The organism is Candidatus Zixiibacteriota bacterium (genome assembly GCA_020853795.1).
In the GTDB taxonomy this organism is placed as follows: domain Bacteria; phylum Zixibacteria; class MSB-5A5; order CAIYYT01; family CAIYYT01; genus JADJGC01.
Genome location: JADYYF010000187.1, coordinates 1 through 8,455 on the forward strand (window position 1 = coordinate 1; position 8,455 = coordinate 8,455).

Genomic DNA, 8,455 nt, shown 5'->3' on the forward strand with positions numbered 1-8,455 from the left:
ACCGTCACTGAATCTAACGTCGCCGACAATCTCAGGTAGTACTCGAATTCTTTGCCAACCCCCTGGTTGACCAACTCGCGCCGATACAACAACCCCTCGCCCGGCACCGTCAAGAGCGGCACCGACTTGTATTCGGCCCGATCCCCGACCGCCCCGTGAAAGTACGGTCGCAAATATACCGCCAGGACGGAGCTGTCTGGAAGTAGCCCGCCCTCGACCGTCACGTCAAACCGCGCCGGCGCCTCGCCACCGCGCACGATCGCACGATGCTCGTGCCGCAGCGTCAACTCCTCCCAGCTCGCCTCGTAATGCGTCACCGGAATATCTCGCCTCGACAGGAATAGCGCCAGAAACAGGACGATCAAAGTCCCGCCTACCGCCATCGCAAATTCCGCAACTCTCATCCACCCATCCGCTAAAACAGCGAGTAAATAAACGGCGCAAATGCGCTGCTCTCCGTCAGCACGATAAACACCGACAGCAAAATGATCAGAATGAAAAACGGCAACAGCCAGTAGCGCTTGCGATACCGGACAAAGCGCCAGAACTCCGCCAACAGCGACAGGTTGTCCCCGAAATTCTCCTTGATGCCCATAACTTATGATACTTCTCTCCAATCATCGTCGGAAGCGAAAAATCTCGACGCCGCCGAATTCGCAACTTCGACCCCTTGCAGCCTCGCCGTCTTTGCCGTATCATCTGTATCCCGGCTGGGTCCGGATCGTTTGTTGACTGAAAATTTTTCGCAATAGAGGAGCAGATTTGATGAGTTCCACTCCCGTTCGTGTCGGCATCGTCATGGGCAGCGATTCTGATTTGGGCGTCATGAAGGGCGCCGCCGAAGCCCTCGACAAATTCGGCATCGGCTACGAAATGCGCGTTCTCTCCGCCCACCGCTGTCCCGATGAAGCCGCCCAGTTCGCCAGAGACGCCCGCAAGCGTGGCATCCGCATCATCATCGCCGGCGCCGGCGCTGCTGCCCATCTGGCCGGTGCCATGGCCGCCAATTCCGAACTTCCCGTCATCGGCATCCCGATCCCGACCGCGCCGCTGCAGGGCACCGATTCACTGTTGTCGACCGTCCAGATGCCCAAAGGCATCCCCGTCGCAACCGTGGCGATCGGCAATGCCTTCAACGCCGGCCTGCTCGCCGTGCAGATTCTCGCCGCCGGCGTTCCGGAGGGTGGGGAAGTCCTGCTCGACAAGTTTGCCGCCTATAAGCGGGAAATGCGCGACGCCGTCCTGGCCAAGAAAATCTAAGCCGGTTCCGTTACCCTCGATTCATCGGTCCAACCGCTCCCGATTGTACAATGGTTTGAGACCGATTACCTTGTCCAAACTGTTACTGCGGACCGCCGCAAATTCGGAACCGTCACGATCACGGAAGGTTTTACTGCTTAGATGGATAAATATGTAATCGAAGGCGGCCGGCAACTGCATGGCCGTTTGCGCGCCATGCGCTCCAAAAACGCCACACTGCCGATCATGGCCGCCGCCTTGTTGCCCGATTCCGGCAACACCTCCTTGCTTAATGTCCCCGACTTGCGCGATATCGATATCATGCTGCAGGTGCTCAAAGAACTCGGCGCCGGCGTCGCCTGGGACAAGCCAAATCACAAGATTACCATCGGCGCGCAAACCCTGACCTCAACCGAGGCCCCGTACGACCTGGTCCGCAAGATGCGCGCTTCGTTCCTCGTGCTCGGCTCGCTCATCGCCCGCCAGGGACACGCCCGCGTCTCTCTGCCCGGCGGCTGCTCGCTCGGCCAGCGCCCCGTCAACCTGCACCTCAAGGGCTTCGCCCAACTTGGCGTCGAGATTTCAGAAGAAGCCGGCTACGTCGTTGCCAACGGCCGCGTCAAGGGCGGGGAAGTCTACTTCGACCGCCCGTCACATACCGGCACCGAAAACATCATGATCGGCGCGGCGCTTTCCTCCGGTGTCACGCGTATAATCAATGCCGCTTGCGATCCGGAAGTTGTCGATGTCGCCAATTTCCTCAATCGCCTGGGCGCCGATATTCGCGGCGCCGGCTCGACGATCGTCACGATTCACGGCGTCGATAAGCTCAAACCGGTCACGTACGAGCCGATGCCCGATCGTCTGGAAGTCGGCACCTTTCTCTGCATGGCCGCCGGCACCGGCGGGGAATTGACCGTCGAGGACGGCGTCGCCCACGACCTCGAGGTCGTCCTGCTGAAATTGCGGGAAATGGGCTGCCAGGTCGACACAAGCGCCAACGCGATCACCGTGCGCTCCGATGGCAAACTGCAGGCCGCCGATTTCGTGACGTTTCCGTTTCCCGGTTTTCCGACCGACCTCCAGGCGTGCTTCGTCTCCCTGGCGGCACAGGCCCAGGGAACTTCGCATATGCGCGAAACTGTATTTGAGGATCGCTTTAGTCACTGTATGGAACTCGCCCGCCTCGGCGCCAAGGTCACCATCATCGGCGATGTCGCCACCATTGAAGGCGTGCCCCGATTAAACGGCGCCGGTGTTATGGCGTCTGATATACGGGCCGGCGCCGGCCTGGTCACGGCCTGCCTGGCCGCTGAAGGAACGAGCGAAGTTCGTCGAATATATCATATTGAGCGCGGTTATGACGCCCTCGACGCCAAGCTCCGCGCCGTCGGAGCATCGATCAGCAAGGTCCCGGATTAGTCCCCGGCTCCCGCATTAGGAAAGGTACTCGCTATGCGCAAAATCTTCCTGCTCCTGCTCGCCCTCGTCTTGCTCGTGGTCGCCACCGCCTCGGCTCAGGAAGAATACTTCGGCAAAAACAAGGTACAGTACAAGTCGTTCAACTGGACCTATATCCAGTCGCCGAATTTCGACGTCTACTTCTACGACAACCAGTACGAGCTGGCCAAATTCGCTATCGCCGAACTCGAGACCGCCTACGTCGAGGTCTCCCGCGAACTCGACTATCGCCTGAAAGGCCGCATCCCGGTCTTCATCTATAATTCCCCCAATGAATTCCAGCAGACCAACGTCGTCTCGGAAATTCTCCCCGAAGGCGTCGGCGGCTTTACCGAGTACTTTAAAAACCGCGTGGTCGTCCCTTACAACGGCTCTTATGAAGACCTGCGCCATGTCCTCCACCACGAGCTGACTCATGCCGTCATTGTCGACCTGATCTACGGCAACGTCCTCGGCTCGCTGCTCTCGCGCCAGTATCTTTTCCAACTGCCGCTCTGGTTCGGCGAAGGCTACGCCGAGTATTCCTCGCGCGGCGGCTGGGACTACTTCGCCGACATGATCGTGCGCGACGCCACCATCCACGGCTACCTCGCGCCCGTCGATTACCTCGGCGGCTACCTCGCCTACAAGGAAGGGCAGGCCGCCATCAAGTTCCTCGCGGAAACGTATGGCGAAGAGAAGATCGCCGACATCATCAACAAGGGTCGCCGCAGCCTCTCGATCTCGCGCGCCATGAAGGCCTCCATCGGCCTCACCACAACCGAGTTCGACGAGAAATTCCAGCTCTACCTGAAGAAAGTCTATTGGCCCGAAATCGCCACCCGCGATGAACCCGCCAAGTTCGCCAAGCGGCTGACCAACCACGAGAAAGACGGCTCCTACTTCAACGAGAAGCCTACCTTCTCGCCCAACGGCGAGCTGATCGCCTTCTATTCCGACCGCTCCGACTACACCGAAATCTACCTGATGAATGCCGGCGACGGCAAGGTCGTCCGCAGTCTCGTCAAGGGCGAACGCTCCGGCGACCTCGAATCGCTCCACTCCTTCGTCTCCGGTTTGGCCTGGTCGTTCGACGGCAAATTGATCACCTTCGCCGCCAAGTCCGACGGCAAAGACGCCCTGATGATCTACAGCGTGGACAAAAAGAAGATCGTCAAGCGCATCAGCCCCGGCTTTGGCTCGATCTATAATCCGGTCTTCACCGCCGACGGCAATATCATCTTTACCGGCGTCACTGATGGCCGCTCCGATCTCTATCATGTCGATCTCAACTCCAAAGCCCTGCGCAAGCTGACCGACGACAATTTTGACGATAAGGACGCCGCCATTAATCACGACGGCACCAAATTGGCCTTTGCCTCCGACCGTCTGGTTTCCGCCGCTGACTCCCGTCGCTTCAAATTCGGCAACTACAACATCTTCGTTATGGATCTCGCCACCGGCGCCATCGTCGACACGGTTACGCGCGAAGCCGGCATCTGCCGCTATCCGACGTGGTCACCCGACGGCAAAAAGCTTTGCTACGTCTCCAACCTCAACGGCATCGACAACCTTTACGTGAAAGATTTCGAGTCCGGCGTGCCGGCGTTCCCGATCACCAACGTCCTCAGCGGCATCAGCTCGCCGTCGTGGTCGCCCAAGGGCGATCAGATCGTCTTCCAGGCGTTCTTCAAAGGCGGTTATGATGTCTACCTGATGAAGGATATCAAGCCGGCCACGGACAATGGCGCTCCGCTCGTCGCCACCAAGTTCGCCAAGGGCGAACTCCGCGCCGAGTTTGCGGCAACCCTCGACAACGGCGCCGACTCCGCCGCCGTTCGCGATTCCGTTTTCGAAAATGAATTCCCGGCCGAGAGCGAGAATACTGATTTCGTCTTCACCCCGCCGACCAAGAAAGACTCCGACGTCCGTATCGAAGGCGATTCGGCGATTGTCGAATCTGCCCACGAGGACGACGGCCGCGACACCGTCTATGCCGTTCGCCCCGACGGGGAATTCGAAGTCAAACGCTACAAAGCCAAATTCTCGCCCGATATCGTCAGCGGCGGATTGTCCTACGACACCTTCTACGGCCTCCGCGGTCAGTCCTTCGTACTCGTGACCGATTTCCTCGGTAACCACCAGTTCCTGATCGGCACCGACATCGTCAATTCAATCAACCAGTCGAATCTGCAGTTGTACTATATCAACTCGACCCACCGCACCGACTTCGGCTTCGGGGTCTTTCATAACAAGAACTACTTCCAGGACAACCGCGACCGGCTCTTCTCCGACCGCACCTACGGCCTGCTCGCCAGCGTCTCGCATCCGTTCAGTCTCTTCCGGCGCGTTCAACTTGATGTCTCGCACATCTACATCGATCGCACCTACTACGACCCGCGCCTCGAAGACGGCAAACTGGTCTACGATGATGCCAACGAGGATGCCACCACCGCCGACCTGGCGGTGATTCACGATAACGTCCTCTGGGGTTACACCGGCCCGGTCAACGGCAGCCGCTGGAAACTCAGCCTCGAACGTACTTTGCCGCTCTCCAATAACTCGCAGGACTACTGGGCGGGTGAATTCGACTACCGTAAGTATTTCCATCTCGGCGGCCAGTACTCCTTCGCCTTCCGCATGGCCGGCGGCGCCTCCTTCGGCAGCAGCAAGAAGGTTTACTATGTGGGCGGCAATACCAACTACATCGGCTCCACCACCGCTACCGACGATGTCTACAGCGTGCAGGGCTTCTACTTCTCCAAGATCATCACCCCCCTGCGCGGCTACGACTACTTTGAATTCCAGGGCACCAAGTACGGCGTCGTCAATCTCGAATTCCGCTATCCGTTTGTCGAATATCTGGCGCTGCGCTTTCCGCTGCCGATCGTCCTGGCGCGGCTCTCCGGTGCCGCCTTCTTCGATGCCGGCGCCGCCTGGAACGCCAATGAAGAATTCCGCCTCGGCACCACCGCCGGCGCCAATCGTCTGCTCGGCCTCAAGACCGGGTTCGGAACCGGCGCCCGCGTGAATCTCGGCATCTTCCTGCTGCGCTACGATCTGGCCTGGGGCTGGGATTTGGTCCAGGTCACCAAACCCAAACACTATTTCAGCTTCGGCGCCGAGTTCTAACGCGCACTAAATCTTGTCTACCGCACCGTCGCCGTAGGTCATTGCCCCCGCGATCCTGACTACCACACCGTCCGCCGTAGATCAGGATCCCTGCGATCCTGACGTGAACTCCCCCCCTGTAGCGCCGACTTCAGTCGGCTTCCCGGCCGTCAATTGTTCAGCCCCGCCGCACGCCGTTGCGGCAGGTCTTGATCCCGCGCCCTACTCGATCCGCCACAGCGACGCCACTCTCCCGCGCGGGATTGTGACCTGCCGCGTTCCCACTACTCAACTGACACGAATCTTCCACGCATTTGCCGCACTCGTCAACCCGAATTCCCCCTCAGCAAAGGGGCCAAGGGGCTGTATTCGTTGCCGTTCCGTGCGCCTGCGACCTTATCGATACGAATACCGCAATCGCAAGCGTCGTCATTGCGAGGAGCGAACGTACCGTTACCGTGCCCTCCTGTCTTCACCGCGACGAAGCAATCTCCGCCCCGATTGCGCCTCCCCCTGTAGCGCCGACTTCAGTCGGCTTCCCGGCCGTCAATTGCTCGGCCTCGCCTAACGCCGTTGCGGCAGGTCTTCCCGTGAAGCGCTCTCGACCCTCAATCCTATCACAAGTATCGCGTGCTTCGTGGGGCGACCTGCCGCGATGTACATCTGTCGCTCCCGCTGTCACGAATCATTCCGACCGCGTCTCTTCCCCCTCTCCCCCTGGGAGAGGGGCAGGGGTGAGGGCTTGATCTACACCATGTCACTGTCTCGAATTTCCAACCCCTTTATCCCCCCAGCAGCAGCAGCCTACACTTCTACCATCCCAGTACGATCGCAAACATTAACGGCGCCACAATCGACGCATCCGACTCGATGATATACTTCGGCGTGTCGATCCCGAGCTTGCCCCAGGTGATCTTCTCGTTCGGCACTGCGCCCGAATACGACCCGTAGCTCGTCGTCGAGTCGCTGATCTGGCAGAAATACCCCCACACCGGCACGTTGGTCCGCTGCAAATCCTGATGCAACATCGGCACTACGCAGATCGGAAAATCCCCCGCGATCCCGCCGCCGATCTGGAAAAATCCGATCGTCGACTGCTTGGCCGTCGCCGTGTACCAGTCCGCCAGCCAGGTCATATACTCGATCCCGGTGCGCACCGTGTGCACGTTCTTGATGTCGCCCTCGATGCAGTGCGCCGCGTAGATATTGCCCATTGTCGAATCTTCCCAGCCCGGCACGACGATCGGTAGATTCTTCTCTGCCGCCGCCACCATCCACGAGTCTTTTGGATCGATCTGATGATGCGCTTTCAGCGCGCCGGAGCGGATGATCTTGTACATGAATTCGTGCGGGAAATAGCGCTCGCCCGCCCGGTCGGCCTTCAACCACTCATCCAGCAGCACCTTCTCCAGCCGTCGCAGCGCCTCTTCCTCCGGAATACACGTGTCCGTCACGCGGTTGAGGTGGCGGTTCAACAACGCTTCCTCGTCCTGCGGCGTCAGATCGCGATAATGCGGTACTCGCTCATAATGATCATGCGCGACCAGGTTGAACAGGTCCTCCTCCAGATTCGCCCCCGTGCAACTGATGATCTGCACCTTGTCCCGGCGAATCATCTCCGCCAGCGACAAACCCAGTTCCGCCGTGCTCATCGCGCCCGCCAACACGACCATCATCTTGCCGCCCTGGTCCAGATGCCGCACATAACCGTCGGCGGCGTCAATCAGCGCCGCCGCGTTGAAATGGCGATAGTGATGCCTGAGAAATTTCGTGATCTCGCCGTTGCTCATGAGCCCTTCCGTCCGCTGGGGTTAGTCGCCGTTTTCCAGAATCAGCATCGCCGCTGTAATCACCGTAGTCCACAAACCGTTCTTGTCCCCCTCGGCCGACTGCGTAATGTTACGCGAGTACACCACTTCGCCTTTGAGTTTCCACTGCTCTTTGTTCTGGTCCCACGACTTGTCCAGGTCGATCGTCAAACCCATCGTCGTCCCCAGCATCTGCACCGCCAGGTCCTCGGCGTAATCGCCGGAATACTTCTGCGTCTGCCCGAAACCGTGATGCTCCGACAGGTAACCGAATTTCGATTTGTCCTTCGGCATCGCAATCCCGATCGACGCCGACACCAGCCGGTTCGGCTCGTTGGTGGCATCGCGGCTCATCACGCAGAAGGCGATCTGGCCCGGCTCAAAATACTTCAGCCCTTCCCGGCGCGAAATCAGCTTGCAGTACGGCGGAAAAATCGAAGAGACATTCACAAGGTTTAAGTACGCGATCCCGGCGTCACGCAAGGCCAACTCGAACGAGGCCAGCTTCTCTTTGTGCTTCCCCACGCCTTTGGTCAGGAAGATTTTCTTTGGTACAAAGTTCAACTCTTTCTCCTTTGTGAAAGATCCTCGATTGAACGCGTAACAACGCGGGAAAATATATAAACCCTCAACGGATGCAACAGGAAATTGGGCCGCACCACCCGGCGCCTCCGCCTGCCTCCGGCACCCTTCGCCCGGCTCCCAAATACCTCGATCGTCGTCGCGCCGGCAGACATTACGGCTTTACAGAATCATGGTTATGGCGTATATTGTCGACGTTGTACTTCGGGGCTGTTCTTTAACATGGAGTCGTCTTCTATGAGACGTGTTCTGCTTCCCGCTCTGATCGTAGCTCT

General features: G+C 59.0%; 7 protein-coding genes. 3 read left to right on the top strand and 4 right to left on the bottom strand.

Annotated elements, in window-relative coordinates; translation table 11 throughout:
• Nucleotides 1-404 (bottom strand): hypothetical protein (locus tag IT585_14240; GenBank protein ID MCC6964408.1); only part of this gene is annotated, 404 nt, incomplete at its 3' end.
• Between the two features lie 11 nt (nucleotides 405-415).
• Nucleotides 416-595 (bottom strand): hypothetical protein, encoded by a 180-nt coding sequence (locus IT585_14245; protein ID MCC6964409.1) that lies wholly within the window; start codon nucleotides 593-595, stop codon nucleotides 416-418.
• A gap of 170 nt (nucleotides 596-765) precedes the next feature.
• Here IT585_14245 and purE point away from each other — a divergent pair, with 170 nt between their 5' ends.
• The 3 genes from purE (at nucleotide 766) to IT585_14260 (ending at nucleotide 5,811) form a co-directional block, all read left to right on the top strand.
• The gene (gene purE, locus IT585_14250) at nucleotides 766-1,260 is read left to right on the top strand and encodes a 5-(carboxyamino)imidazole ribonucleotide mutase (GenBank protein MCC6964410.1); all 495 of its coding nucleotides are present in this window, start codon (nucleotides 766-768) and stop codon (nucleotides 1,258-1,260) included.
• 141 nt (nucleotides 1,261-1,401) lie between these two features.
• Nucleotides 1,402-2,661 carry a UDP-N-acetylglucosamine 1-carboxyvinyltransferase gene (gene murA, locus IT585_14255; protein MCC6964411.1) on the top strand — a complete coding sequence of 420 codons (1,260 nt, stop codon included), beginning with the start codon at nucleotides 1,402-1,404 and terminating at the stop codon, nucleotides 2,659-2,661.
• Between the two features lie 33 nt (nucleotides 2,662-2,694).
• Nucleotides 2,695-5,811 (top strand): PD40 domain-containing protein, encoded by a 3,117-nt coding sequence (locus tag IT585_14260; GenBank protein MCC6964412.1) that lies wholly within the window; start codon nucleotides 2,695-2,697, stop codon nucleotides 5,809-5,811.
• A 791-nt stretch (nucleotides 5,812-6,602) separates the two neighbouring features.
• Here IT585_14260 and IT585_14265 read toward each other — a convergent pair.
• Both IT585_14265 and IT585_14270 read right to left on the bottom strand, forming a co-directional pair.
• On the bottom strand, nucleotides 6,603-7,580 hold the full coding sequence (locus IT585_14265) for a deoxyhypusine synthase family protein (GenBank protein ID MCC6964413.1): 978 nt from the start codon (nucleotides 7,578-7,580) through the stop codon (nucleotides 6,603-6,605).
• Nucleotides 7,581-7,601: 21 nt separating this feature from the next.
• Entirely contained in the window at nucleotides 7,602-8,162 is a 561-nt protein-coding gene (locus tag IT585_14270; GenBank protein ID MCC6964414.1) for an arginine decarboxylase, pyruvoyl-dependent, read from the bottom strand.
• Nucleotides 8,163-8,455: the final 293 nt, after the last annotated feature.